Source organism: Micropruina sp., assembly GCF_047602385.1.
Classification (GTDB): Bacteria; Actinomycetota; Actinomycetes; order Propionibacteriales; family Propionibacteriaceae; genus Micropruina.
The window spans coordinates 404,485-429,177 of record NZ_JASGHL010000001.1; the positions used below are offsets into that span (position 1 = coordinate 404,485).

The following is a 24,693-nucleotide window of genomic DNA, read 5'->3' on the forward strand; positions in this document are numbered from 1 at the left end:
GGCGACGGTCAGCCGAAGCGATGGCACGCTAACGCAGCTGAGTTCGGCAGTCGGCTCCAGCGCCCCTGTGGGAGGTGCTGCTCGATCGCACCGGTCGGGAAGACGCCGGTGGCATTCGACGGCTCTCTCCCGCGGCGGAGATTCCGCACGAGCTTCGTGGGCCATCGAATTCCGCGCGGGACGCCAACCACGCCGACTAGTCGGACCCTCGGCGAGACGAGCCAGGGACCGTGCTGCGGGTCCTCAACGAGGGTGTCCACTCCGTCCGATGAGTGGGTCCTGACTTCTGTCGCGGATGCCGTTGGCGTCTATGAGCACCTCAGCCGTACGCGTCCCCGGTGACCAAGAGAACCGTCCCCGGTGACCGGGAGAACCGTCCCCGGTAACCAAAAGAACCGTCCCCGGTGATCAGAACCGTCCCCGGTGACCAAGAGAACCGTCCCTGGTGACCGGGAGAACCGTCCCCCGGGGTGCGAAATTCGAATCGAAAGAACCGTCCCCGGATGTGCGGACCGGCCCTGGTCAGCGGAAGTCGCGGGAGGTGTGCCGGATCTTGAGTTTGAGCGGCTCGAAGTGGTCGGCGAGCAGGTTGGTGACGCCTTCGGGGGAGCGTTCCAGCATGCCGCGGACGATCAGGGCGGAGGAGTCCCGGGCGACCCGGCGGTGTCGCGTCCAGACCCCTTGGGAGCAGACCACATTGATCAGGCCGTGCTCGTCCTCGAGGTTCAGGAAGGTGATCCCGGACGCGGTCGAGGGGCGTTGCCGGTGGGTGACCACCCCGGCGACCTGGACGCGGCGTCCGACTTCGGCGGTGCGCAGCGCGGATGAAGGCAGCACGCCGCGGGCATCGAGACCGGCGCGCAGATGCGCCAGCGGGTGGTCGTCGGTGGCGATGCCGGTTGCCCACAGGTCGTCGGCGAGGGTCTCGAACGCCGTCGGGTCGGGGAACAGCGGCAGCTGCACCTCGGGCAGGGTCCCAGGCAGGAAGCCCGGCTGATTGAGCGCGGCGGTACCGGCCCGCCACAACGCCTCTCGCCGAGTCAGGCCCAGACACTCCAACGCACCGGACGCCGCCAGCGCTTCCAGTTGCTGGGCGGTCAAACCCGTCCGCTGTACCAGATCCTCCATCGAGGTGAACATTCCGCCGGATTCCCGCGCCGTCACGACCTTCGCGGCGGCCTCAGGGCCGATGCCGCGGACGCCGGCGAGCCCGAGCCGGACGGCGAACCTGCCGTCTCTGCGGTGCGCGGCCGACTCGTCGGGAGCATCGCGGTCGAAATCGCCGACCGGGGGTTGGCGGCGGTCCAGGCAGGACGCCAGTCCAGTGGGGTCGGTCTGCAAAGGGTCTCGACAAGCTCGACCATCGGGGTGCGCTCGACCATCGGGGTGCGCTCGACCATCGGGGTGCGCTCGACCATCGGGGTGCGCTCCACCATCGGGATGTGTCTCCAGCCCGGCGTCCACCCCGGATCGCTCCAGGCAGGGCCGCAACGTCGTCACCCCGTGCCGGACGGCGTCCGCGGTCAGGGTGGCCGAGGAGTAGAAACCCATCGGCTGCGAACGCAGCAAGCCGGCCAGGAACGCCGCCGGATAGTGCAGCTTGAGCCACGAACTGGCATAGACCAGCAGTGCGAACGACAGCGAATGCGATTCGGCGAAGCCGAAATTCGCGAACGCCTGGATCTGCTGATAGATCGCGTCGGCAGCCTTCCCGGTCAATCCGTTGCGCGCCATGCCGGCATAGAGTTTCTCGCGCAACGATTCGATCCGCTCCTCACCGCGTTTCGAACCCATCGCCCGACGCAGCAGATCAGCATCCTCACCGCTGCAATCGCCGATCGCCACCGCCATCTGCATCAACTGTTCTTGGAAAACCGGTACGCCCAGGGTGCGTTTCAATGCCGGCTCGAGCTTCGGATGGGCATAGCTGACCGGCTCTCGACCGAGTTTTCGGCGGACGAACGGGTGCACCGCGCCACCTTGGATCGGCCCCGGCCTGATCAGTGCGATCTGGATCACCAGGTCGTAGAACCGACGCGGCTGCAGCCGTGGCAACAAGCCCATCTGGGCCCGCGATTCCACCTGGAAGACCCCGATCGAGTCCGCCCGGCAGAGCATGTCGTAGACCGCCGGCTCCTCCTTCGGAATCGTCGACAGTTCCCAGGTCTCGCCGGTCGCGCCACGGATCAGGTCGAAGGTGTGTTGCAATGCAGCCAGCATGCCCAGCCCGAGCAGGTCGAATTTCACCAGCCCCATCCAGGCGGTGTCGTCCTTGTCCCACTGGATCACGGTGCGGTTCTCCATCCGCGCCGGTTCGATCGGAACCACCTCGCTGACCGGACGATCGGTGAGCACCATGCCGCCGGAATGGATGCCCAGATGCCGCGGCGCCGTCAGCAACCGGTCGGCCAGTTCGACCACCTGCGGCGGAATGTCGTGGTCGTCGGCGTCGGCGAGTGGTCCCCAGCGCTCGATCTGTTTCGAGAAGGCGTCCTGCTGGCCAGGTCCGAAACCGAGCGCCCCCGCAATATCGCGCACCGCGTTCTTCGGCCGGTACTGAATGACGTTGCACACTTGGGCGGCCCGGTCCCGTCCGTATTTGTCGTAGACGTACTGGATGATCTTCTCGCGCTTGTCAGAGTCGAAATCCACATCGATGTCGGGTTCTTCATTGCGTAGTGCCGACAGGAATCGTTCGAACGGTAATTGGTAGGCGATGCTGTCCACCGCGGTAATGCCGAGCAGGTAACACACTGCGCTGTTCGCAGCCGAACCCCGCCCCTGGCACAGAATTCCGAGTCGGCGGGCCTGATCGACGATGTCCCAGACGATAAGGAAGTAGCCCGGAAAATCCTTGGTCTCGATCACCGCCAGTTCGCGTTCGATCCGATCGGCATCGGACGGGCTCAGGTCGGGATACTTCTGGGGGACGGCTTCCCAGACCAACTGCCGCAGGTAGCTCATCGGGGTATGGCCGTCCGGCACCTGCTGGGACGGCAGCGCCGGCTTGGCCCGGCGCAGCGGGAAGGCGAGCTCGTCGGCCAAGGTGACGCTGTACTCCACCGCGCCGGGGTAACGCCGGAAACGGTGCTGCATCTCGGCCCCGGAGCGCAGGAACGCGGCGCCGGACGCCGGCAGGTAGCCGTCCAGCTGGTCGAGGCTGCGGTTGGCCCGGACGGCGGCCACCACCTGGGCGAGCAGGTGATCCTGCGGCCGGGCGTAGTGGACGTTGCCGGTGGCGACCAGCGGCAACCGGCGATCGGCGGCCAGCCCGGCCAGGATGTCGTTGTGCGTCGAATCCAGCGGCATGCCGTGATCGGTGAGTTCCACGGTGACCGCGTCGCGTCCGAACAGTGCCGTCAGTTCATCCAGCGCAGCACCGGCCGCCGCGGCACCGCCATCGGCGAGCGCCCGCCGGACGGCGCCCTTGCGGCAGCCGGTGAGAATCCCCCAATGCCCACCGGCCCGCTCGGCCAACTGCTCCAGCCGATAGCGCGGCCGGCCCTTCTCGGCACCGGCCAGCTGCGCCTGGGTGATCGCGGCAGCCAACCGGTGATAGCCCTCCTCGCCGCGGGCCAGCACCAGCAGGTGGACGCCGGCCGGATCGGGTCGTCCGTTCTGCGGGGCCGGCAGATCCAGCGAGAGCTCGGCCCCGAACACCGTCCGCACCGCGGTCGCTTCGGCCGCCTCGGCGAACCGGACCACCCCGTAGAAGCCGTCGTGATCAGTGAGCGCCATCGCATGCAGGCCGAGCCGCTCCGCCTCTTCGACCAGCGCCGCCGGCGCCGAGGCCCCGTCCAGGAAAGAGAACGACGAATGCGCGTGCAACTCGGCATAGGGCACCGCGTCGTCCGGACGCCGGATCGGCGGTCGCTGATAGGGCTTCCGTTTCCACGAGAACGGCGCGTCGTCGCGCGCCACCCGGCGACCGCTCAGCGTCCCTTCCAGTTGCCGCCAGCTGATCTCCGGATTGTTGAAACCCACCGCACCCTCCTTCCTTCTCCTGGTTGCGGTCACTGGTTGCGCAATCGCGAGTTGAACTGTCGAACCGCTTGTCAGCGTCACCTCAGGAAGCACTGATCATCGCTGGTCGAGCTTGGCGAGACCTCTCCGGCAACGGGGTTCGACAAGCTCAACCTGCGAGACCCCACATCAGATCTCGACAAGCTCAACAACGAATGGCCTAGTCGTACCTCCCTTCGGCCCACCACGAGCCCTGCTCGAGCACCAGCAGCCAAGCGGTCTGGTCGGTGTCCACCACCTGGAAGCGGTGCGCGGATCTGCCGCGGACGGCGTCCCAGCCCCGCTCACTGATCGGCCAGGGTCCGGCCCAGGCCTCGATCGGACGCCGCCGCGCCCCCTCCACCAGCACCGCCGGGGATGCCGAGGCCTCGCCGCGCTCACTCACCGCGACCACCGCGTCCGCGGCGTCCAGCACGACCACCGGATGACGCCGCGGGAACACCGTCGCCGGAGCGGGTGCCGGCAGTGATCCCGGCCACGGCTCAGTTCGGGACGCTGCCGTGACGGCCCGTTCACCCCAGGGCACCAGCTGTTGCCGTTCGGCCAGCCAGCGGCCGCCGCCGATCACCGGAGTGACCACCCCGTCGTGGCCCAGCATCGCCTGCACCCGGGAGAGCGCGTGGTGCATCCGCTCGTCCACCCCGGCGCCGAACAGGCCAGGCTCATGGTGGGCGGCGTCGTCGACCGCCACCGGTTCGAGCTGGACGGCGGCGATGCCGCCGCGCAGCCCCTCAGCGGCGGACAGCTGCCAGCGCACCCGGTCGACCACCGCCGCGGCGTCGAAGGCGGCCGGGTGCAGCCAGACCCGTTCGCTGAGCCGTCCGTCGGCGTCGGTGCAGCCGACCCGCAGTTCGGTGCAGACCAAACGGTGCCCGCTCAGCGTGGCCACGAACTCGTCGGCCACCGAACGCACCGAGAACGCCACCTGGTCGACCAGCTCCAGCGGCGGTTCGAAGTGTGCCTCGCGGACCAGTTCCGGCGGCGGGGTCCGGGGGACGTGCGGCCGGGAATCCCGGCCGCCGGCCAACGCGTGCAACCGAGCACCGTGGTCACCGAACCGGTGTCGCACCGCCCCGGCCTCCAATGCCGCGAAACTGCCCAGGGTGCGGACGCCGAGCCTTCGCAGCAGGACGATCAAGGCGGCATCGCTCAGCACCGTCACCGGGAGTGCGGCCAGGAACTCTGCGGATTCGCCGGGTGCGACGATCTCGACCCGGCTCAGTGGGGCGGAAAGCCGGGCCGCCTGCTCGGCGGTGAACAGGCCATCGGCCACCCCGATCCGGGCATCGGGCAGACCGAACTCGACCAGGACGTCCAGCAGCACCTCGGCGGCCGCCAACTCACCGCCGTAGTAGCGGGCCACCCCGCGGGAGGGCAGCGCGCACAACCCGGCCCGAACCACCTGAAAACCGGGCGCGACCTGCTCCAAGCGATCCAGCACCATGGCGAAGACCCGGTCGTCGCGTCGAGGGTCGGACGGCACCACGACCAGTTCCGGGCACCGGGCCTGTGCCTCGCGGCGCCGCATGCCCTCGCTCACTCCGTCGGCCCGTGCTGCCGGCGAACAGGCCGTGATCGTGCCCGCCTCCAGGATCGCCACCGGTCGAAACGGTCGCTGATCGAGCGGGTCCGGATCTTTCGCGGCGGCCTCGACAAACTCGACCGACGGGAGATCGGCCAAGGGAAGGGGATCGACCAGCGCCGGCGCTTCGGTGCGGTACCAGGCGGTCACCGGCCAGTCCGGAAACCAGATCACCAGGCACCGCCGGGGCTCGGGGCCGGCCATCAACTCACAACCCGCAACGGGAGTTTCCCGGCCCGGACGCGATCGACCGCCGACAGCCGACCGGAGCCGTCCGGCAACGACACCCGGGCCTGCCGCGGCGACGGCAGCCGTTTCGAAGTGACCGTCACCATCACCTCTCGGACTGTCAGGCAGCCGTGACCCGCCCCGATCCCCGACCAGCGCGGCGCTGACGCGCTCAGGGTTCCCTCGGCACGTGGCCAGCGGCCGGCCACCAACAGGACGGTTCCGCTGCTGCGCAACCGGGCGGCCAGTCGGGCGGCGTCGGCGTCCCGGACGCGTCCACCCGGGCGGACCGCGACCAGGGGCATCACCTCGGCCAGTGCGGCGGTGATCGTGAACCAGCGCTCACCCGGACGGGGCACCAACGCCACCCGTTCGAGGCTCAGCCCGGCATGTTCGGCGGCCTCGGCACCGAACTCCGGCAAGCCGATCGCTCCGCACCAGGTGCCCTCTCGAGAGGACTCTGCCAGCAGTGCCAGCAACAGCAGTCCGGGGGAGACCGAGTACGCCGAGCCGGGCGCCAAACCGCCTCCCGGCAGCAAGCCGGTGAGTGCGGAGGGAACCGGCACCACCCGGCCGGGACGGGCGCCTGTCCAGCGGACGTCACCCTGCAGCCGCCGGACATCATCCAGGCGCGCGTCCGCAACCGGCGGAGCGGCAGTGGCGGCGTTCGTCATGCATCGATGATCGAACGATTGTTCGATTACGTCAAGATGGGTAGGTTCGGTTCGGCAGGTGGTGGACACTGATCGCATGTCGTACCGGATCCGCGCCGCACATGCCGACGAGCACGTCCGGCTGCTCTCCCTCTGGCGCCGGGCGGTAGAGGCGAGTCACGACTTCCTGACACCGGCCGATGTCGACTGGTACCAGGAGATCGTGGCCGGCTACCTGCCGCTAATGGCCGATCTCCGCGTCGCCGTCGATGCCTACGCCGACGGCGACGGGAGCCCGCTCGGCTTCATCGCCCAGGACGACGGTCACATCCACATGCTGTTCGTGGATCCTCGAACCCACGGCCGCGGTGTGGGCACCGCGCTGCTCGCCGAAATAGCAACCGAGTTCGCGGTGCTCCACGTCGAGGTCAACGAGCAGAATCCCGGCGCCCGTGCGTTCTATGCCGCGCGGGGTTTTCTGCAGGTGGGTCGAGCCGAGGTCGATGACCAGGGCCGTCCATTTCCGCTGCTTCGGCTCCGGCGGGAAATATTCCGATGAGTTGAATGACAGCAGAAAGGGCTGCCATCGTGATCTCCACGATGGCAGCCCGCGCTGCCATGAATCAGCGATTGCTGGCGAAGAACCGCTGCGCGACGTTGGTCTTGGTGTGCTTGTAGTACCAGGCAGTCGGCTGGCCGTCGCCGCTGATGATCCAGGCGACCGTGATCGACTTCTTGCCCTTGGCGGCGCTGGCCGTCCACTTGCTCGACGAGGTCACATCGGGCAGCTTCCTGGTGGCCTTGTTGATCTTGCTGAGCCATTCCGACGGGGTGGTCTCGGTGGTGCCGGTGACGGTGACGATCTCCCAAGCGGACTTGCCCCAGTGCGGCTTGTCCTCACTCTTGCGGAGCAACCCGTCGTCGTCGTAGCCGACGGCCTTCGAGCGCAGCTTCCCGGTGGTGGTCGCGTATTTGTCGACCTGCACCTTCAGGGTGACGACCTTGGCCTCGGGTGCCGTCGGCGGGCATTCCACCGAAGTCCTGGTCTCGCGGTCGCGCACATCGATCAGGGTCCAGCTCTCGCCGGGGACATCGGTGGTCCAGTTGGCCTCGCCCAGCTCCGTCGACGTGCCGCCACCGGGCTGGTAGTAGACGGTCTGGTCAGGCGTTCCGTCGCCGTTGCCGACCTGGCGGCTGTCCACGTCGCGGGTCTCAGTGGTGCCACCGGGGTTGTCGGTGGTCCAGTCGGACCAGGGACCCCAGTCGGTGAATTCCTTGTCGGTCTCGACCTTCTCGGCCTTGTACTTCACGGTCACATTGGGGCCGCCGTAGGCACTCAGCGAGACCGAACCGGTGCCCAGGTAACGCTCGGGCACGCCGTCCTTGCCCCAGACGATGTTGATGATCACGTCGGGGATCTGGTGGAATCCGGCCGACTTCACCCAATGCCCGGCGATGACCTTGCCGGCGACCTTTGTGGTGCCACCGTCGACGAAATCGAAGCCCTCGACTGACTTGATCTCCTTGGAGCCGTAGAGAGCGGTGCGGCTGCGGAAGCGGTACTCCGTCTTCGAGGTCTCCTGCTCGCCCTGAACGACCTTCTTGTAGCGCGACTCGTGAACGATCGAGGTGGCATAGCAGATTCCGTTCTCCGGCGCCGGAGACACAACCGAAGCGGACGGTGCGGCGATGATTAGAGTGCTACCAAGAATGGTCGCGGAGGCGGCCACGGCTGCGATGGTCTTGTTCACTTCTGTCTCCTTGCTGGTGGACTCGAATTGGGGTTTTCGAGGGTTTCCTTCTGACCTCGTTGTCGTGAGAACAGATTCGTCCAGCAAGTGCAAGGGCTTCTCAAAGAGCAATGAATCCCGGATCAAGGCATCGTCAAGATCAAGTCCAGCTCGTCTTGAGGCTCCGGGAAGGAACTGGTCCGGACTTCCGGTCGGGGGTGGCGGCGCTCAACGAGCAGGACCGGCGGGCTCGACCGCGGAGAATGCTGCCGAGACGGCGAACGGCCGGTCGTGAGCAGGAAACCTGCCCGCGACCGGCCGAGGAACTATCGCCCGGCAGGGCTCAGATCAGCCAGCGGTTGGCCCGCACCAACGGCACCTGACGCCACCAGGTGCCCAATCCGAGGTACCGGCCGGAGTCGAAGGCGAGCACCGACAGTGCGGCGATGGCGTAGAGCAGGTGCTGGTCGAGAACCGGGTTGTACTGCAGCGGCAGCGACGCGAACCAGAGGTTGAGCATCAGGATCCCGCCGCCGATCGCCGCGACCCGGGTGCCGATGCCGAGCAGCAACGCCAGCCCGGCTCCGACGGTGGCAAGCAGGAACAGTGCGTCGGCGACCGGATTGCCGGCCAGCGGCTTGAGCAGCGCTGCGGCGGGGGCGTCGGCGTCCAGGCCGTGCATCAGGAAGCCCTTCGTCGGCGAGACGCCGGCCAGCACGGATTGCTCGGGCTTGGTGGCGAAGCCGAGGCCGAACACTTTGTCGATCCCCGACCAGAACAGCGCCCAGCCGAAGCCCACACGCAGCAGGCCGAGGCTGAGCTGTTGCAGCCGGGACGGGGCGGACGCCGCGCTCGGGGCCGCGGTGAACTGGTCGGATTGGTTGACAGCGGCAGCGGACACGGGGGGTCTCCTAGGTGGGGGGATGGATGCCGCTTCGCCTGGTCCGGGTGGGGTGGGCAGGGCGAAGCGCACAGGGGGTGCCGGCGAGCCGGCGTACGCGACGATCGCCGCGGGTCGAGCGGGAGTCGCCCGCCGGAGCGTGCCCGGGACACGCCCTGCCTGGCCACCGACGGCCGGGGTTCCGCGGCCGGTGACCGGCAGGCTCAGCCGGCGACCCGATGCGGGCTGCGAAGGGGCTGGACGCCACTCGGCCGTTGCCCGGGACGGGTCGAGAACCGGGCGGTAGCACCGAGGTGCCGGGTTCCGGAACGCAGGATCCGCAGTCGGCGGAACTCGGCATCGATGGTCCGCAACACCCGCATGCCGTCGGGCAGCGCCCGCAGGTTGGAGGTGCCGTGGATCCGGTCATGCTCATAGCTGGGGATTTCCAGGATAGTCAGCCGGGCGGCGGCGGCCCGGCAGTTCAGCAGGGTTTCGATTTCGAAGCCGTCGCCCCAGCGGGTGCCGCCGGCCTCGGGGTCGGGAAGGTCGAAGACGTCCAGCACGTCGCGCCAGAACGCGTTGTAGCCGTAGCACAGATCGGTGTAGCGAGTGCGGAACAGGGTGTTGACCAGACCGGTCAGGGCGCGGTTGCCCAGGGCCCTGGTGGCGGTCAGGTCGGCCGAACCGCCGCCGTGCAGCATCCGGCTGCCCTTGACGAAGTCGGCTCCGCTGAGCAGGGCGGCCACCATCAGGGGGATCTCCCTGGCGTCGGCCGACCCGTCGGCGTCGAACATCACCACGATGTCGCCGGTCGCGGCAGCGAAGCCGCAGGCGAGCGCGTTGCCCTTGCCGGTCCGCGACTGCTGCAGCACCCGCACCGAGGGCATCACCTGTTGGGCGGTCTCGACGGTGCCATCGGTGGAGCCACCGTCGACGACGATGACCTCGTGCACGTCCGGCAGCGTGGGCAGGACACGGACGAGGTTCGGCGCCTCGTTGTAGGTAGGAACGATGATGCTGACCCGCGGGTGCGCGGGAACGGTGCGGAGTGACATGGGCAAACTTCCCCCGAAGTTCTTCTGGTGTGGCGTGGTAATCAACTGACTAAGGCTTGCCTTACCTAAGTTACAGCAGACCTATGGGTTGCCGACAATCGGTCGCATCCTGAAACATGGCCCTATTCGCTCAGCGGGGGCTCAGGCGGTCAACTGACCTGCGGTGTCAGGCCGGCCGCGCTCAGTCCGCCGGCCAGGACGTCCGCGTCGCCCACCACGACCAGGGTGAGATCGTCGCGCGCCAGCAACTCCGAGACAGCGGCCGTCGCCTGGTCGGGGGTGACCCGGAGCAGGGCGGCGGTATGCGCGTTCACGAAGTCCGGATCCAGGCCGGCCTCGGCCAGTGCGGCGACTTGGTCGGCCACCCCGGACGCCGTCGCGCACCGCAGCGGGGCGATCCCGACCAGGAAGTTGACCGCCTCGGTCAGTTCGGCGCCGGTGATGCCGCGGTCGGCGTCCACCCGGAGCAGTTCGAACGCTTCGGCGATCGCCGCCGCGGCCACCTCGGTGCGGAACGAGGCGCTCATCGTGACCAGGCCACCGGAGCGGGCGGGAGTGTTGGCCAACTGGACGCCGTAGGTGTAGCCGCGTTCCTCGCGCAGCACCCGGTTGAGCCGGCTGAGGAACCCGCCGCCCAGCACGAAGGCACCCAGTCGCGCTGCCGCGTAGTCGGGGTGCCGCCGATCCAGCCCGAACCGACCCAGCCGGACATCGGCCTGAACCGCGCCCGTGCGGTGCAGCAGCACGGTACGGGCGGGCGCCGCGGTGGGCATCTCGTGAACAGCTTCCGCTACCGGCTGGCGCCAGCGGCCGAAGGCGTCCGCGACCAGATCCAGCGGGTCCTCGCCGAAGTCCCCGGCCAGCACCAAGGTGCCGCGTTCGGGGCCGTAGTGAGCCAGGTGCTGGGCCCGGACGTCCGCGGCGGTGATCCCGGCGACGCCGTCCGCACTGCCCGCCGCGGGCCGGGATGACCGGCAGCGGTGGTCGACGACCGCACCGCGAAACGCGATCGCACCGCGCTGCGACGGGTGGGCCTGCTGCTGGGCGATCTCGGCCAGCCGCAGATCGACATGCCGCTGGACGTCGGCGTCGGTCAGCTGAGGCTCCCGGACGGCCTCGACGAACAGCGGCAGCGCCGCGGCGAACCGGGTGCTGGGTACTTCGAGGCCGAGATGCGCGGCGGAGTGGCTGCAGCCGCCGGTAAGCACGGCCCCGCAGCCCTCGAGTTCGTCGGCGAACTCGGTGCCGGGGTGGCTCAGGCTGCCCTCGTCCAGACATCGCTGCAGGATCGCGGAGACTCCCTCGCGGTCGGATGCCTCCGCGTTCAGCGGCTGCTCGAGCACCAGGGTGGCGTTGACCAGGTGCTGGCCGGGACGGTCGAACGCGAGCACACGCAGCCCGTTGTCCAGCCTGGCCGTCCGGGGGCTGGGGAAGTCCCAGGCCTGTGGCGCGGGCACCGCGGGACGCTTCATGCGGATTCCCTCCGGTAGGTCAGCACGGCTCGCTGTTCGGGCTGCAGGTGGGCACGCGCTGCGTCGGCAACCTCGTCCAGGGTGAGCGAGAGCACCTCGTCCAGTCGCCGGTTCACCAGTTCGGGGTCGTGGTACAGGGTGGCGTAGCAGCCGATCAGATCGGCGCGTGCCGCGAAGCGGCCCAGCTGGGTAAGCCACTCCCGCTCGAACTGGGCCTTGGCCCGGTTGAGTTCGGCGGGCCGGGGGCCGTCGGCGAGGAACCTGTGGAACTCCTCGATGATCGCGGTCTCAAGAGCCTCGGCGGGCACGCTCGTCAACGCTCGAGCCTGCGCGAACGCGATGCTGTTGCCACCGATCAGGCCCAGTCCGGACGCGCCGGCTCCCTCGGCGATGGTGTCGTCCCGCACCAGCCGACGATGCAGCCGCGAGGTTTGCCCGTCGCCGAGAATCGCCAGCGCCAGCTCCAGCGCGAGGAACTCGCGCGTGTCGCACGCGGGCAGTCGCCAGGTCGCATATGCCGCGTCCGTCGGCACGTCGGCACGAACCTCGGTACGCGGTATTCCCTGCAGTGGCGGCAGCGGTATCGACGGTCTGCGCTTCCGCTCCGGGCCCGCCGGCACCCCACCCAGATACTTGTTCACCCTGGTCAGGGCGTCCTCGGGGGCAAGATCGCCGACCAGGGTCAAGACGGCGTTGTTCGGCGCGTAGTGGGTGGCGAAGAACTGCCGGACGTCGTCGAGATCGGCCGCGGCGAGATCGGCCATCGAGCCGATCGTGGGATGACCGTAGGGATGGCCGACGGGAAAGGTGAGCTCGACCAGGTGAATCAGGACGTCACCATAGGGGACGTTGTCGTAGCGCTGTCGCTTCTCTTCACGCACCACGTCGCGCTGGTTGTCCAGGGTGTCCTGGTTGAGGTCGAGGCTGGCCAGCCGGTCTGCTTCGAGCCACAGCGCCAGGTCGAGCGCGTTGGTCGGCACCGTCTCGAAGTAGTTGGTCCGGTCGAACCAGGTGGTCGCGTTCGCCGAGCCGCCGACGCCCTGGATGCTGGCCAGGTGCTCGCCGGCCGTCACATTGGCGGAGCCCTCGAACATCAGATGCTCGAACAGGTGGGCCAACCCCGTCCGGCCGGGGTGTTCGTCGCGTGAGCCGACATCGAACCAGAGATTCACCGCGACCACCGGGACGGTGTGGTCCGGGCTGACGATGACCCGCAACCCGTTGTCCAAAGTGGAGGCATGCAGCGGGAAGCGGACGGCGAGGGACATGTTCGTCATCGAACCACACCATCACGGCACCGACCAACGGACGCTCGGATCCGCCGGGCCACTCTCAACCGAGCGCCGACCGCGGCGGTCTCAGCAGCAAGGTGAGACCCATCACCAGGACCGCGCCGGCCAGCATCGGCAACGCCGCCGACAGTCCGCGGTCAGGGGAGAGCGAATCGACCGGCGGCCAGGGGCCCGAGCCGTCCGGAGGCTGCGGAACGGGCACCGGCTGGCTGGACGGCGTCTCCTGTGGTGATGGTGCCGGCACCGTGGACGATGGCCGCGGCGACGTCTTGCTGTCGCTGGAAGAGCGGGGGAGCGACGTTGCCCGCGGGGATGCTGGTACCGGCTCAGCTGGGCGCGAGGATGGTCGCGGCACCGAGACGGTCGGTCTGTCGATCGGCGGCCGGACGGACGACGTGGTCGGCGTCGGCGTCGGTGTGGGCGGCCACGGGATGAGGGTCGGCAGTTCGCTGGGAAGCGTCGGTGGCGCGATGGTGGGCGCTGAGTCGGGGTCGGTCCAGGTCGGCGTGGGCGAAGGGCTCGGCGAACCGGGCTTGGTCGGCGGTGCGGTCGCCGGGTCGGTCTCGCGCGGAGTCGCCGAGCCCGGCGACGGCGTGGGGTCCGAGTCGCGCGGCGTGGGTGATGCGACGGTCAGGCTGCTCCGGGACGGGCTGGGTTGCGCACTGCTCGTGCACCCGGGAGTCTCGCTCGGGCAGCGTGGCTGTTCGGGATCGGCGAGGGCCGGGGCGGCAGCGAAGAGGGTAGCGCTCAGCGCCGCTGCGGCACCGACGACGGCGACGCGCAGCCGAAGAACGAGCTGACCGCTCATCGACCCCCCAAAAAACTACCCGCACTATAGAGTACTCAGGCGGTCCTCAGGTTGTCGCCACCGGCGTCGTGTCGGTTCCAGGAGGCGGGGGTTCAAACCCAGCCCCGCCCCGCTCAGCTCAGGCAGAGGCAGAACGGATGTCCGGCGGGATCGAGGAGCACTCGGAACGTCGTGCCTGGCTGGTGCTCCACCCGGGTCGCGCCGATCTCGACCGCGTCCGCCTCGGCGGCGTCCAAGTCGTCCACGACCACGTCGATATGCATCTGTTGAGGGACGTCCTGGCCCGGCCATTCGGGTGCTCGATAGTCAGCCACCTGCTGGAAGCAGATGCACTGACCCGTCGATGCGTCCCGGATCTCGGCCCAGTCGTCGTCGATCTTTTCCTGCCAGTCCAGCAGTTGGCGGTAGAAGCCGGCCAGTGCCGCCGGGTCGGGACAGTCGATGACGAAACTCGGAAATCGTGCGATAGCCATGCGTCGAGGGTAGAGCGGGTACCGGACGTTTTCCGTCCGGTACCTGGATACCAGGTGACTGCATCCTCCGCGCCGGCCGCCGAACACCTCGGTTGACGTGTGCCGGCAAGGTCTGACCCCATGGGGTGTGCCGCGGCCGGGTCGGTTGAGGTGAAATCGCGTGTGCCGAGGCCTCCCAACAATGGAGGCATCGTGGTTACTATCAGTTTGGATAGCGGACGGGCCACGCGGGGCCAGAAGCTCTCCGCAGTCGAACCTCGGGGGAATCGATGAAGAATATCTCCACCGCCGCGCATCGGCGCCGAGCGGCCGCAGGCCTGGCATTCATGCTGCTGGCCACCGTGTCGCTGATCGCTTCCACCGGGGCGGCGTCGGCCGATCCGGCACCCAACAACACTCCCGCCAATGCGGTCGGGTTCGCCGGTGTCCCCTATGACGTCTATGGCACAGTTCCGGTCGACAACCCAATCGCGAGCGATCCCGCGGGTCAGCTGGTGGCGACCGAATGCAACGGTGGCAGCGCGATCTATGGCACCGCGTGGTGGAAGTACACGCCGGCGAGCAGGTCGACGTTCGTCGTCCATGCCGCGCTTGCGGTCAGTGGTCCAAGTGTCGAAGAGCCGATCGGCATGGCCGTGGTCGCCGGCGGCCTCGGATCCGTCCTCAAATGCGGAGTCGAGGGTTCGAGCATCTCCGACGCCGGAGCCTTCACCCTCAACGCCGGCGAGTCGCTGTACATCGTCACCTACTACCGGGCACCTACCGACCCCAGCATCGTGGCCCCGCACGTCGGGGTCTACCCGAGCACGGGCGTGAGGCCCGGCAACGACGACTTCGCGGATGCGACACCGATCACCGCCCTTCCCTTTACGGCCACCCAAGACACCACGATGGCGACCCGAGAGCCGTCCGAACCGGTCTGCTACAACAAATTCGGCTTCGGCCCGAGCGTGTGGTACTCGGTGACGGTTCCGACGACCCGGAAGCTGACCGTCGACATCAGCAGCGACTTTGGGGCGTATCTGGTCATCGCCTCCTCGCGGGATGATCAGAGCACGTGGCGCTGTGACGGTGACACGAGTGCTCAGTTCGAGGCCCAGGCCGGTGTGAGCTACCGGATCGGCATTTACGGAGTGGACGAGGTGCGGAATTCCGGACAGGTCACCATCAACGTGGCCGCGGTTCCCGTGCCACCGTCGATAACGAAGTTCACCATTGCGTCCACGGGGACGGTGAACAAGAAGAAGGGTGTCGTCAAACTGTCGGGAAAGGTCGTGTGCACCGGCACGACTACGACCAATCCGATCACCGGCACCCTCACCCAGGAATACCGCCGGGTGTCTCACACTCGTGCGTTCACCGGGAGCGCCGCACCGTGCACCGGGAAGTCTGTCACTTGGAAGGCCACGGTGCAGCCCGCTGACTTCCGGTTCACCACCGGGAAGGTGAAGGTCCAGGCGTCTGTCACGGCCTGCACCTCTGGGGGCTGCGTCACCAGCAACGCCAAGCGCACGGTGAAGCTCACCGCCAGCTAGGGAAGTGCTGGTCGTCGTCGGTCAAGCTTGTCGAGATCTCACCTGCAACACGTTTCGACAAGCTCCACCAGCGAAGCCCCGTTCCGATCATCGCTTCCCTGGCGCGCCCAGCGACAAAGGAAAACCGCCTCTGACTCAGTCACAGACCGAGCCAGAGGCGGTTTCGTTGGTAGCGGGGACAGGATTTGAACCTGTGACCTCTGGGTTATGAGCCCAGCGAGCTACCGAGCTGCTCCACCCCGCGTCGCTCGAACAACTATAGGGGAGTCCGCCACCAGTCCCAAATCGACACCGGACGCGCCGGGACGTCGTGGTGGAGATGGGACGGCATCGCTCGGCTAGACTTCCCGGCGATCCGCTGCCCCGGCCGGGGGCAGGCTACGAGGAGGACCGATGGTCTCCAGTACGACCGCTGCAGTTGGACCGCTCCGAGGCTGGCGCTGGGGTGCGCTGTTCGCCGTAGTTGCCCTGCTGTCCGGCTGTATGGGCCAGCCGCCCGCGAACACTCCGGCACCGACGCACACACTGGCGGTCGGTGCGACTCTCGAACCGCCGACGATGAATCCGAGCTCATCCTCGGCGGCGTCCATCCCGCAGGTGCTGCTCTACAACGTCTACGAGACGTTGGTGAAGATGAACCCCGAGGGCAAGCTGGTGCCGCTGTTGGCGCAGACTTGGGACGTCAGCAAGGACCGCACGGTCTACACCTTCCGGCTCAACCCGGCAGCCCACTTCGCCAGCGGCAAGCCGGTCACCGCGCAGGCCGTGGTGACCAGCTTCAACCGGATCAAGACCGAATCCGGCATCGTGTCCTCACTGGTCGACCAGATGGCGGTGGTCAAGTCCACCGAGGCGGTCGACGACCACACCGTGAAGGTGACGCTCAACCATCCGTCCAACCTGTGGCTCTACGACATCAGTTCGACCGTCGGGATCATCTACGACCCGGCCGGTCTCGCCACCCTGGACACCACTCCCGCCGGCTCCGGCCCGTTCGCTCTGCAGAGCTGGAACAAGGGCCAGTGCGTGGTGCTGGGGCCCAACCGCTCGTACTGGGGGACGCCGCCGCGGCTCGATTCGGTCACCTTCCGGTACTTCCTCGACCCGAACGCGATGAACGCCGCGATGCTGGCCGGCGACATCGATGTGATCTCCAACCTGCAAGCGCCGGACGCGCTCGACCAGTTCGGCGATCCCAGCCGCTTCACGGTGATCGACGGCACCACCACCGGTGAGGTCGTGCTGGCGCTCAACAACGCCCGGCCGGCATTCAAGGACGTCCGGGTCCGCAAGGCGATCTCGATGGCGATCGACAAGCGGTCGCTGCTCGACAACGTCTGGAACGGCAAGGGAACGCTGATCGGTTCGATGGCCGTCCCGACCGATCCCTGGTACGAGGATCTGACCTCGATCAACGGCTATGACCCCAGCGCGGCCAAGAAGCTGTTGGCGGACGCGAAGGCGACCAACCTGTCGCTCAAGCTGCGCGTCCCGACCACCGCCTACGCCACCAAGAGCGCCCAGTTCGTGGAGAGCGCGCTGCGACAGGTCGGGGTGAAGGTGACGGTCGAGGAGCTGGACTTCACCACCTGGCTGAACGAGGTGCACGGCAGCGGCAAGGATCACCCGGGCGGCAACTACGACATGTCGATCGTGGCCCATGTCGAGGCCCGCGACCTGCGCCGGTTCACCGATCCGAATTACTACTTCCACTACGACAACCCCACCTACGACAAGCAGTTCGAGGCGGCTGACGAGGCCACCGCGGACGAGCTGGTGCCGATGATGCGCAAGGCCGTCCGCACCCTCGCCCAGGATGCCGCGGCGGTGTGGCTGTTCGCACTGCCCAACCTGGTGATCACCAAGAACACGGTGACCGGTGTGCCGCAGAACGCGGCCGCGCTCAGCTTCGACCTCACCACGATCGCCAACCGCTAGAACAGAGCGCTCCGTGCCGATCCTGGCGTTCCTCGGGCGACGGCTCGCGATCTTCGCGTTGAGCCTGCTGGGCGCGTCCCTGCTGGTGTTCGCGGTGTGCTCGGCCCTGCCGGGCCAGGTCGCCGAGGTGATGCTCGGCGACGGCGCCACCCAGGCGCAGATCGATGCCCTCACTGCCGAACTGGGGCTCAACCGGCCTTGGACGGTGCGCTACTTCCAGTGGGCGGGCGGCATGCTGCACGGCGATTTCGGGCACTCCTATTTCACTCGGCAAAGTGTCACCGACCTGATGGCGCCACGAATCGCGGTGACCCTGTGGCTGGTGATCTTCGCGCTGCTGCTGGCCATCGCCGTCGCGCTTCCGGTGGGCATGCTGGCCGCGATGAAGCGACGCTCCTGGCAGGGGTTCGTGGCCTCGGCGGCGTCCCAGCTGGGCATGGCCGTCCCGGCCTTCTGGGCGGCGATCGTGCTGGTGCTGGTCTTCGCCGTCGGGCTGCGCTGGCTGCCGGCCAACGGCTACGTGCCGCTCGCCGTCAGCCCGCTGGAGTGGGCGTCCCATCTGGTGCTCCCGGTGGTGTCGCTGGCGATCGTGCAGTCGGCGGTGCTGGTCCGCTACGTCCGCTCGGCCTTCATCGAGGTGCTCAGTGAGGACTATTACCGGACGGCGCGGGCGGTGGGCTGGCGGCCGTTCCCGGCACTGCTGCGGCATGGGCTGCGCAACGCGGCGTTGTCGCTGGTGACCGTGGTGGGCCTGCAGCTCTCCGCGGTGCTGGTCGGTGCCATCGTGATCGAGCAGGTGTTCGCCCTGCCGGGGCTCGGCAGCCAGTTGCTCACCGCCGTCTCGCAGCGCGACCTGATGATCGTGCAGGGCGTGGTGATGTTCCTGGCCGCCTCGGTGCTGCTGATCAACTTCCTGGTCGACCTGTCGTACGCGTGGATCGATCCCCGGCTCCGGACGGAGCGGGCGTGATGCGCCGCGCCGGGCTGTGGCTAGGGGCGACGCTGGTCGTGGTGGTCGTGCTGATGGCCCTGGTGTCGCTGGTCTGGACGCCGTACGACCCGACCCTGGTGGTGCCGGGGCAGCGGCTGCGCGGACCGAGCCCCACGCACTGGCTCGGCACCGACGGGATGGGCATCGACAACCTCAGCCGGATCCTGGTCGGCGCGCGGACCACCATCGTGGTCGGCGTGGTCTCGGTCGGCATCGCCGCGCTGCTCGGCGTCCCGATCGGCATGCTCGCCGGTCAGGGTCCGCGCTGGCTGAATGAGATCGTGATGCGGATCACCGACATCGCCTACGCCTTCCCCGCCCTCCTGCTGGCGATCCTGCTGGCGGCCCGGTTCGGTGCGTCGCCGGTGACGGCGATGACCGCGATCGGCCTGGCCACCATTCCCAGCTTCGCCCGGATCACCCGGGCCGGCACCCTGCAGGTGATGAGCAGCGATTTCGTGCTGGCCGCGCGGTCCTCCGGCACCCGCTGGCCGGGCATCTCGCTGCGGCACGTGCTGCCCAACATCGCGCCGCTGATCGGCGTCCAGGCCTCGGTGACCTTCGCGCTGGCGATCCTGGCCGAGGCGGCGCTGAGCTACCTGGGCCTCTCCACGGCGGCGATCGTGCCGACCTGGGGAAAGATGCTGCGCGACGCCCAGTCGGTGATGTTCAACGCGCCGCTGCAGGCGGTCTGGCCGGGTCTGGCGATCGCCACCGCCGTGCTCGGCTTCAACCTGCTCGGCGACGGCCTGCGCGATCTGCTCGACCCGCGGCTGCGGGAGGTGAAGTGAGCCTGCTCGAAGTCACCGAGCTGTCGGTCGCGTTCGGACGCCGGCGCCGGGTCGCCGTCGACGCGGTCAGTTTCACCCTGGACGCCGGACAGCGACTGGGCATCATCGGTGAGTCCGGCTCGGGCAAGACCGTGACGGCACTGGCCGTACTGGGGCTGCTGCCGGAGAACGCCCAGGTCAGCGGCTCGGTGCGGCTGGCCGGCCGCGAGCTGATCGGGCTGGACGAGACCGCACACGCCCGGCTGCGCGGCGATCTGGTGTCGATGGTCTTCCAGGAGCCGATGACGGCGCTCGATCCCACGATGCGAGTCGGGCGGCAGGTAGCCGAGGTGCTGCGGCTGCATGCTCCCGAGCGGTCGGGCACCGCGCGCACGCAGGTGATCGAGATGCTCGGACGGGTCGGCCTGGCCGATGCCGAGCGGATCGCCGACAGCTTCCCGCATCAGCTTTCCGGCGGTCAGCGGCAGCGCTGTCTGCTGGCGATGGCGCTGATCAACTCGCCCGATCTGGTGATCTGCGACGAGCCGACCACGGCCCTGGACGTCACGGTGCAGGCCAAGGTGCTGCGGCTGCTCGACGAGGTGCTGACCGCCGAAAGCGCCGCCTGCCTGTTCATCAGCCACGACCTGGCCGTGGTGTCGCAGGTTTGCAGCGATGCACTGGTGATGCTGGACGGCCGGATCGTCGAGGCCGGGCCGGTGGCCAAGCTGTTCACCGCACCCGAGCACCCCTACACGACAGGACTGGTGGCGACCGCGCGGATCGACCAGGTGCCGGCGGGCCAGCGGCTGCCCACCGTCGAGGACTTCTACCCGCGGGAGGTGCGATGACCACCGGAGTGCCGCTCTACCAGGTGCGGGACCTGACCCGGACCTTCGGTCGCGACGGACGCGTCCGGGCGCTGGACGGCGTCAGTCTCGACGTCAGCGCCGGTCAGCGGCTCGGCATCGTGGGGGAGTCGGGATCGGGGAAGTCCACCCTGATCCGGCTGATGGCGGCGCTGGATCGTCCGACGTCCGGCACCGTGACCTTCGAGGGCCAGCAGGTCAGCGGCCTGCGGGAGCCCCGGCTCGGTTTCCTGCGGGCCGCCGTCCAGCTGGTGTTCCAGGATCCGCGCAGTTCGCTGAACCCGCGGATGACCGTCGGCTCGATCGTCACCGAGCCGCTGCGGTCGCGGCACCTGCGCCAGGCCCTCGACCCGGTGGACTCCCGGGTCCGGCTGGGTGAGGTGCTGGACGCCGTGGACCTGCCCGCGGATGCCGCGTCCCGCTACCCGCACGAGTTCTCCGGCGGGCAGCGGCAGCGGATCGCGATCGCCCGTGCCTTGGCGCCGGACCCACGGGTGCTGATCGCCGACGAACCGGTGTCGGCGCTCGACGTCAGCGTCCGGGCGCAGGTGCTGAACCTGCTCGCCGACCTGGTCGCCTCCCGCGGGCTGACCCTGATCTTCGTCAGCCACGACCTGTCGGTGGTGCGTCACCTGTGCGAGTCCGTAGTGGTGCTGCGCGCTGGGCGGATCGAGGAGCAAGGTCCCGCCGAGCAGGTGTTCGCCCAGCCGTCCGCCGACTACACGCGTTCCTTGATCGCCGCGATTCCCCGGCTGCGGACCAGCTGAACTCCGCTGGTCGAGCTGTCGGTGGTTGAGCCTGTCGGTGGTTGAGCCTGTCGAAACCGGGATCTCGACAGGCTCGATCGACGGCGGACCGCTGGTTGAGCTTGTCGAAACCCGCTGTGACCAGCCGGCCCGGATCAGGGCACCGGGTCCGGCTGCAACTCGATGGCGCGGGCGGGCCGGTAGCCGCTGCTCAGTGCCTCCGGACGGCGCAGGAAGAGCACCGCGGCGACGCCCACCAGCAGCACGCTGGCCGGCAGTAGCACCGATTGCGCCATTGCGGCGGAGAAGCCCTCCAGCACGAAGGCGGGCAGCTTGCCCTCGCCGAACCCGCCGCTGTGCTGGGCGGCGCCGGGCAGGTTCGCCGCCAGCCGGGCCTGCATGAAGGCGGCGATGGCGGCGGACCCGACCACCGAGCCGATCGTCCGGGTGGTGTTGTAGATGCCGGCACCGGCTCCGGCCTGGCGCGGTGGCAGGTTGCGGGTGGCGGTGGTCGCCAGCGGACCCCACATGCCGGCGTTGCCGATGCCCATCATCGCCGAGGGCAGCAGGAACATCCAGACCGGGGTGTCGGCGTGCATCAGCGCGGCGTACCAGAACAGTGCGCCGGCGGTCAGCAGCAGTCCGGGCACCAGCAGCATCCGCGGATCGGTGCGGTCGAGCAGCTGGCCGGCGAACGGCGCGAGGACGCCGGACAGCACCGCCATCGGGATCAGCAGCAGCGCCGCCTGGGTCGGGCTCAATCCGATCGCCAGCTGGATGAAGAACATCAGCGGCAGCGACATGCTGGTCACGGTGAACCCGACCGCCGCGATGGCGAGGTTGGACACCGAGAAGTTGCGGTCGCGGAACAGTTCCAGCGGCACCAGGGGTTCGTTGCGGGTGCGGGCCTGCGTCCAGACGAAGGCCGCCAGTACGACGACGCCGGCGACGATCAGCTCCCACACCGAGATCGGCCCCCAGATCGGACCCCAGGCGTAGGCCTCGCCCTCTTGCAGCCCGAACACGATCAGGAACAGGGCGACGGCGCTGAGCACGACGCCGAGAACGTCGAACCGGTGCGGATGGGTCGGCAGCTTCGGCACCAGCACCCAGGCCAGCACGAAACCGATCACGCCGACCGGCAGGTTGATGAAGAAGATCCATTCCCAGCCCAAGCCGTCCACCAACAGGCCGCCGGCGAGCGGGCCGACCAGGGTGGCCATCCCGGCGGTGGCGCCCCACAGCCCCATCGCGGCGCCGCGCCGCTCGGCCGGGAAGGTCCGGGTGATCACCGCCATGGTCTGCGGAGTCATCAGGGAGGCGCCGATGCCCTGTACGGCGCGCATCGCCACCAGCATGCCCAGCGAGGTGGACAGGCCGCAGCCGAGCGAGGCCAGGGTGAAGATGGCCAGCCCGATCAGGTAGATGGTGCGCGGGCCGAACCGGTCGCCGAGGCGTCCGGTGATGAGCAGCGGGACGGCGTAGGAGAGCAGGTAGGCGCTGGTCACCCACACCACGTTGTCGAGGTTGTTGGTGGTCGGGTCGAGGGCCGCCTTGATGGCCGGGTTCGCGACCGAGACGATCGTGGTGTCGACCAGGATCATGAAGAAGCCGACCACCAGCGCCCACAGGGCCGGCCAGGGGTTGGCCGGTCCTTGCGAGCCGTGGCCCGGGGAGTGGGCGGTGATCGCCCGGGTTGGTTCGCTCATTGTGTTGCCTCTCGATAGGCGGAGCCGCTGGCCGGTGCGCGATGCGACGGCGGGCCCCAGTCGATGTCGTTGTTCTGAAGCCGGACGAGGAACTCCGCTGTCCAGCGGAGCTCGGCCTCCAGCAGGGTGGCTTGGCGATCGATCTCGACCAGGTACTGCTCGGGGACGTCCCGACTGCGGGCCTTGTTCAGGCCGGCGCGCAGGATCGTCTGTTCGGCGGTGAGAGCCGCTTGGCGTCCGCCCAGTAGGTCTTCGACCTCATGGCGGGGCAGGTTGTGCGATTCGGCCAGCGCGATCCGGAACTCGGCGGGACGGTCGATCCGGCCCAGTTCGCGGCGGACCCAGTCGGTCACCGCGTCCCGGCCGCCGTCGGTGAGGGTGTAGGTGGTGCGCTCAGGACGGTTGCCCTCGCGGTCGGTGCCCACCTCGGTGAGCAGGCCGGCGCGGGTCAGCCGGGCCACGGTGTGGTACACCGTGCCGTTGGTGAGCGGAACCAGCCGGTCCTCGTGCCGCTGGCGCATCAGCCGGATCATCTCGTAGGGGTGCATGTCGCCTTCGCGCAGCAGCGCCAGCACCATCACGCCCAACGGAGTCAGCCGGTCGACGTCGTCCCTCATGCAGTCACCTCGGATGGTTCGGCTGTAATGATCCGGATCGATTAGTCAATGTGGACTATAGGTGCCGATGTGGCAGCACGCAACACCCAGGTGCTGGGCGACACCGGCGCTCAGCGGGTTCGCAATACCCGCGAGGCGGGAGCTGCGAGGTTGGCGGGACGATCTGGGCGCTCTCGTCAGATCTCTGTGCCTTCCCGAGGAGGCAGCGATGTCGAGATCGCTCACCGATGGAGGGAAGGCCGTCCGATTTCGAGTCGTGACACGAAATCGCCGAGCTTTCCCTCCATCGGACGGCGTTGTCGAGATCGCGGAGCCACGGTGATGCGGGATCGGAGGTCTCGTCGGGTGCCGTGGCTGCGGGCTCAAGCAGTGCGGGGCAGGTCGCCGGTGGAGGGGATCGCGCAGGATCGCGGGGGGCCCTCGAATTCGGCCTACTCGGCTAGTTGCTCGACGACGGCGTCGTGCAGGAAGGAGTTGGTGGCGATGGCGCCGGGGCCGTGCGGGCCGTCCGCGCCGTCCAGGTTGGTGAACCGGCCGCCGGCCTCGCGGACGATGACGTCCAGGGCGGCCATGTCGTGCAGCGCCAGTTCGGGTTCGGTGGCGATGTCGACCGAGCCTTCGGCGAGCAGCATGTAGCTCCAGAAGTCGCCGTAGGCGCGGGTCCGCCAGCAGCCGCGCATCAGGTCGACGAACTGCTGGCCGCGGCTGGTCTCCACCCAACCGTGGATGGACGAGTAGGACAGCGACGCGTCCTCGATGCTGGCCACGGCGGACACCCGGCAGGGTTGGCCCTGCAGCAGGGTCTTACCGCAGAACGCGCCGCCACCGACGCTGGCCCACCACCGGCGTCCGAGCGCGGGGGCCGAGACCACGCCGACCTTCACCTCGCCCTCGACCATCAGCGCGATCAGCGTCGCCCACACCGGGACGCCGCGGACGAAGTTGGCGGTGCCGTCGATCGGGTCGATGATCCAGCGCCGCGGACCCCAGCCGGTGTCCTCGCGCTCCTCGCCGTGGACGGCGTCACGGGGACGAGCGGTCTTCAGGGTGCGGCGGATGGCGTCCTCGACGGCGACGTCGGCGTCGCTGACCGGGGTGAGATCGGGCTTGGAGTCGACCTTCAGATCGAGCGCCTTGAACCGGCTCATGGTCAGCGAATCGGCGTTGTCAGCCATCACATGGGCCAGTCGAAGATCGTCCAGGTAGCTCTGCTCCGCCATATGGCTCAACCTATCGGTTCGGCGGCGTGCCTGCGCTCCCGGCGCCTGCAGCGGTCGTGCCCAAGAGAACTTCCCCTGGTGACTGGGGGAACCGTCCCT

The 24,693-nt window shown here is 68.6% G+C and carries 21 protein-coding genes and 1 tRNA gene; 8 read left to right on the plus strand and 14 right to left on the minus strand.

What is annotated here, in order from left to right:
* Positions 1-522: 522 nt before the first annotated feature.
* The 3 genes from QM711_RS01825 to QM711_RS01835 form a co-directional block, all read right to left on the minus strand.
* Positions 523-3,984, minus strand: a complete 3,462-nt coding sequence (locus QM711_RS01825) for an error-prone DNA polymerase (protein WP_415096009.1) — start codon at positions 3,982-3,984, stop codon at positions 523-525.
* 199 nt (positions 3,985-4,183) lie between these two features.
* Positions 4,184-5,779 carry a DNA polymerase Y family protein gene (locus QM711_RS01830; protein ID WP_415096010.1) on the minus strand — a complete coding sequence of 532 codons (1,596 nt, stop codon included), beginning with the start codon at positions 5,777-5,779 and terminating at the stop codon, positions 4,184-4,186.
* Between the two features lie 29 nt (positions 5,780-5,808).
* The gene (locus QM711_RS01835) at positions 5,809-6,507 is read right to left on the minus strand and encodes a hypothetical protein (protein ID WP_415096011.1); all 699 of its coding nucleotides are present in this window, start codon (positions 6,505-6,507) and stop codon (positions 5,809-5,811) included.
* Between the two features lie 76 nt (positions 6,508-6,583).
* Here QM711_RS01835 and QM711_RS01840 point away from each other — a divergent pair, with 76 nt between their 5' ends.
* A complete protein-coding gene (locus QM711_RS01840) occupies positions 6,584-7,045 on the plus strand; it encodes a GNAT family N-acetyltransferase (RefSeq protein WP_415096012.1) in 462 nt (153 codons plus the stop codon).
* A gap of 64 nt (positions 7,046-7,109) precedes the next feature.
* Here QM711_RS01840 and QM711_RS01845 read toward each other — a convergent pair whose 3' ends face one another.
* From QM711_RS01845 to QM711_RS01870, 6 genes are all read right to left on the minus strand, one after another.
* Positions 7,110-8,237, minus strand: coding sequence for a hypothetical protein (locus tag QM711_RS01845; protein WP_415096013.1), 1,128 nt, complete (start codon positions 8,235-8,237; stop codon positions 7,110-7,112).
* Between the two features lie 322 nt (positions 8,238-8,559).
* A complete protein-coding gene (locus tag QM711_RS01850) occupies positions 8,560-9,117 on the minus strand; it encodes a DoxX family protein (protein WP_415096014.1) in 558 nt (185 codons plus the stop codon).
* A 203-nt stretch (positions 9,118-9,320) separates the two neighbouring features.
* Complete coding sequence (locus QM711_RS01855; RefSeq protein ID WP_415096015.1) at positions 9,321-10,154, minus strand: glycosyltransferase family 2 protein; 834 nt, start codon at positions 10,152-10,154, stop codon at positions 9,321-9,323.
* Positions 10,155-10,303: 149 nt separating this feature from the next.
* On the minus strand, positions 10,304-11,626 hold the full coding sequence (locus QM711_RS01860; RefSeq protein ID WP_415096016.1) for a M16 family metallopeptidase: 1,323 nt from the start codon (positions 11,624-11,626) through the stop codon (positions 10,304-10,306).
* Positions 11,623-12,903, minus strand: a complete 1,281-nt coding sequence (locus QM711_RS01865; RefSeq protein WP_415096017.1) for a M16 family metallopeptidase — start codon at positions 12,901-12,903, stop codon at positions 11,623-11,625. The genes QM711_RS01860 and QM711_RS01865 overlap by 4 nt, the downstream gene beginning before the upstream one ends.
* Before the next feature lie 55 nt (positions 12,904-12,958).
* Complete coding sequence (locus QM711_RS01870) at positions 12,959-13,162, minus strand: hypothetical protein (RefSeq protein ID WP_415096018.1); 204 nt, start codon at positions 13,160-13,162, stop codon at positions 12,959-12,961.
* A gap of 1 nt (position 13,163) precedes the next feature.
* On the opposite strand from QM711_RS01870, the gene QM711_RS01875 reads away from it, so the two are divergent.
* Positions 13,164-13,718: a hypothetical protein gene (locus QM711_RS01875; protein ID WP_415096019.1), complete on the plus strand. Its 555-nt coding sequence runs from the start codon at positions 13,164-13,166 to the stop codon at positions 13,716-13,718.
* Positions 13,719-13,839: 121 nt separating this feature from the next.
* On the opposite strand, the gene QM711_RS01880 is transcribed toward QM711_RS01875, so the two are convergent.
* On the minus strand, positions 13,840-14,199 hold the full coding sequence (locus QM711_RS01880; RefSeq protein ID WP_415096020.1) for a VOC family protein: 360 nt from the start codon (positions 14,197-14,199) through the stop codon (positions 13,840-13,842).
* A 269-nt stretch (positions 14,200-14,468) separates the two neighbouring features.
* On the opposite strand from QM711_RS01880, the gene QM711_RS01885 reads away from it, so the two are divergent.
* Complete coding sequence (locus tag QM711_RS01885) at positions 14,469-15,734, plus strand: DUF6299 family protein (protein WP_415096021.1); 1,266 nt, start codon at positions 14,469-14,471, stop codon at positions 15,732-15,734.
* Between the two features lie 167 nt (positions 15,735-15,901).
* On the opposite strand, the gene QM711_RS01890 is transcribed toward QM711_RS01885, so the two are convergent.
* Positions 15,902-15,978: transfer RNA gene (locus QM711_RS01890), tRNA-Met, on the minus strand.
* Between the two features lie 149 nt (positions 15,979-16,127).
* On the opposite strand from QM711_RS01890, the gene QM711_RS01895 reads away from it, so the two are divergent.
* The 5 genes from QM711_RS01895 to QM711_RS01915 are packed head-to-tail and all read left to right on the plus strand — an operon-like array spanning position 16,128 to position 21,069.
* Positions 16,128-17,672, plus strand: coding sequence for an ABC transporter substrate-binding protein (locus QM711_RS01895; RefSeq protein ID WP_415096022.1), 1,545 nt, complete (start codon positions 16,128-16,130; stop codon positions 17,670-17,672).
* A 13-nt stretch (positions 17,673-17,685) separates the two neighbouring features.
* Positions 17,686-18,642 carry an ABC transporter permease gene (locus QM711_RS01900; RefSeq protein WP_415096023.1) on the plus strand — a complete coding sequence of 319 codons (957 nt, stop codon included), beginning with the start codon at positions 17,686-17,688 and terminating at the stop codon, positions 18,640-18,642.
* Complete coding sequence (locus QM711_RS01905) at positions 18,642-19,454, plus strand: ABC transporter permease (protein ID WP_415096858.1); 813 nt, start codon at positions 18,642-18,644, stop codon at positions 19,452-19,454. The genes QM711_RS01900 and QM711_RS01905 overlap by 1 nt, the downstream gene beginning before the upstream one ends.
* Positions 19,451-20,284 (plus strand): ABC transporter ATP-binding protein, encoded by an 834-nt coding sequence (locus QM711_RS01910; protein WP_415096024.1) that lies wholly within the window; start codon positions 19,451-19,453, stop codon positions 20,282-20,284. The genes QM711_RS01905 and QM711_RS01910 overlap by 4 nt, the downstream gene beginning before the upstream one ends.
* The gene (locus QM711_RS01915; RefSeq protein ID WP_415096025.1) at positions 20,281-21,069 is read left to right on the plus strand and encodes an ABC transporter ATP-binding protein; all 789 of its coding nucleotides are present in this window, start codon (positions 20,281-20,283) and stop codon (positions 21,067-21,069) included. Before QM711_RS01910 ends, QM711_RS01915 begins: the two co-directional genes overlap by 4 nt.
* A 134-nt stretch (positions 21,070-21,203) precedes the next feature.
* Here the strand turns inward: QM711_RS01915 and QM711_RS01920 are convergent, their stop codons facing one another.
* The 3 genes from QM711_RS01920 to QM711_RS01930 all read right to left on the minus strand — a co-directional run bounded on the left by QM711_RS01920 (position 21,204) and on the right by QM711_RS01930 (position 24,594).
* On the minus strand, positions 21,204-22,757 hold the full coding sequence (locus QM711_RS01920) for a DHA2 family efflux MFS transporter permease subunit (protein WP_415096026.1): 1,554 nt from the start codon (positions 22,755-22,757) through the stop codon (positions 21,204-21,206).
* Positions 22,754-23,374 (minus strand): PadR family transcriptional regulator, encoded by a 621-nt coding sequence (locus tag QM711_RS01925; protein WP_415096027.1) that lies wholly within the window; start codon positions 23,372-23,374, stop codon positions 22,754-22,756. The genes QM711_RS01920 and QM711_RS01925 overlap by 4 nt, the downstream gene beginning before the upstream one ends.
* Before the next feature lie 431 nt (positions 23,375-23,805).
* Positions 23,806-24,594 (minus strand): inositol monophosphatase family protein, encoded by a 789-nt coding sequence (locus QM711_RS01930; protein WP_415096028.1) that lies wholly within the window; start codon positions 24,592-24,594, stop codon positions 23,806-23,808.
* Positions 24,595-24,693 lie beyond the last annotated feature (99 nt).